This window comes from Streptomyces sp. MMG1533 (assembly GCF_001279775.1).
Lineage (GTDB): Bacteria > Actinomycetota > Actinomycetes > Streptomycetales > Streptomycetaceae > Streptomyces.
On record NZ_LGDG01000005.1, the window covers coordinates 1 to 2,048 of the forward strand.

Annotated in this window: 2 protein-coding genes and 1 pseudogene; all 3 read left to right on the forward strand. The window is 68.9% G+C overall.

Annotated elements, in window-relative coordinates; all coding sequences use genetic code 11:
• Nucleotides 1-1,306 (forward strand): transaldolase (tal, locus tag ADK57_RS02515; protein WP_420711835.1); only part of this gene is annotated, 1,306 nt, incomplete at its 5' end.
• A 133-nt stretch (nucleotides 1,307-1,439) separates the two neighbouring features.
• Nucleotides 1,440-1,850, forward strand: a complete 411-nt coding sequence (locus ADK57_RS02520) for a VOC family protein (protein WP_053747666.1) — start codon at nucleotides 1,440-1,442, stop codon at nucleotides 1,848-1,850.
• A 54-nt stretch (nucleotides 1,851-1,904) separates the two neighbouring features.
• Nucleotides 1,905-2,048 (forward strand): annotated as a pseudogene (locus ADK57_RS02525) (AraC family transcriptional regulator); the annotation flags it as partial.

A 2,048-nucleotide genomic window follows, 5' to 3' on the forward strand; every position in this document is an offset into this window, starting at 1 on the left:
TCGCATCGTTTCCCTGGAGCACTTCGGTGCTTCGGCCGACGGCAAGGTGCTCTTCCGCGAGTTCGGCTTCACCGCCGAGAACGTGGCCGCCAAGGCCCGCGACATCCTCTCCGCCCTGGACAACGACCGTGACAGCAAGCACCACCCGGCAGGAGAAGCGGCTTCCATGACCAGCGACCCACTCGAGCGCCTCTCCGAGGAAGGCGTGGCGATCTGGCTGGACGACCTGTCGCGCAAGCGGATCACGTCCGGCAACCTCGCCGAACTGATCAAGCGCAAGCACGTGGTCGGCGTGACCACCAACCCCACCATCTTCGAGCAGGCGGTCGGCAGAGGGGAGGACTACGCGGACCAGATCCGTGAACTGGCGCTTCGTGGGGTGACGGTCTCCGAGGCGGTCCGCATGATCACGACGGCGGATGTCCGGGAGGCGGCGGACATCCTGCGCCCGGTGTTCGACGCCACCGGCGGCCGCGACGGCTGGGTCTCCATCGAGGTCGACCCGCGTCTCGCGCACGGTACGGCCGCGACGGTCGCCGAGGCCAAGCAACTGGCCTGGCTGGTGGACCGCCCCAACACCCTCATCAAGATCCCCGCCACCAAGGCCGGCCTCGTGGCGATCACCGAGGTCATCAGCCTCGGTATCAGCGTCAATGTCACGCTGATCTTCTCGGTGGAGCGCTACCGCGAGGTCATGGACGCGTACATCGCCGGTCTGGAGAAGGCCCAGAAGCGCGGCCTGGACCTCTCCAGGATTCACTCCGTGGCGTCCTTCTTCGTGTCCCGCGTGGACACCGAGATCGACAAGCGGCTCGACGCGCTCGGCACCCCCGAGGCCACGCGGGCCCGTGGCAAAGCCGCCCTGGCCAACGCCCGTCTCGCCTACCAGGCTCATGAGGAGGTGTTCGGATCTGCCGACGGATCGGTGCAGCCCTCCGGCCGCTGGGCCGCCCTCCACCGGGCCGGGGCAAGCGCACAGCGGCCTCTTTGGGCCTCTACGGGCGTCAAGGACCCCTCTCGTCCCGACACCCTCTACGTCACCGGGCTGGTGGCACCGGGCACGGTCAACACCATGCCGGAGGCAACCCTCGACGCCACTGCCGACCACGGCGAGATCACCGGCAACACCGTCACCGGCACCTACGAGCAGGCCCGCGCCGACCTCGATGTCCTCACCGGACTGGGAATTTCTTGCCGCAGCGTCGCCCAAGTGCTCGAGACCGAAGGGATCCAGAAGTTCCAGGAGTCCTGGGACAGTCTCCTGAACGCCGTACGGCACGCGCGGCCGGACCAGGCAGCTCGGTGACGGGTCAGGTACCGGACTGAGACGACGGAGTCGTCGGCCTGCCGGCCGACGACTCTGTCTGAACCGGCGGCCGATGGCTGTCGATCAGGATTCGAGAAGCGCGGGTGACGGAGCCGCGCCTAGCATGATTGCCATGGACATCACCATTCACACGAGCGTCCTCCCTCATGACGATCCGGACGCGTCCCTGGCCTTCTACCGAGACACCCTCGGCTTCGAGGTCCGCGGCGACGTCGGGCAGGGCAAGATGCGCTGGATCACGGTCGGCCCCGTCGGCCAGCCCGGCACGTCCATCCTCCTGGCGCCGCCGGCTGCCGACCCCGGGGTCACCGAGGACGAGCGCCGCACCATCGCCGAGATGATGGCCAAGGGCACCTACGGCTGGATCCTGTTGGCCACCCGGGACCTCGACGGCACCTTCGAGAAGGTGCAGGCAGGTGACGCCGAGGTCGTCCAGGAGCCGACCGAGCAGCCGTACGGCATCCGGGACTGCGCCTTCCGTGACCCCGCGGGCAACATGGTCCGCGTCCAGGAGCTTCGCTGAGCCGTCCGGCATTGGTCCGGCCATGACGGCCGGTGCCGCGAAGGGAGTTCACTCATGTGTCACCCCTCGTGGGGGCGCGCACGCGCCGCCGCGCAACGCCTGGACGACCTCGCGCGGCTGCGCCGGGTCCGTGACCGGATCGACCGGGAGTACGCGCAGCCGCTGGACGTCGAGGCGCTCGCCCGGGGCGCGCACATG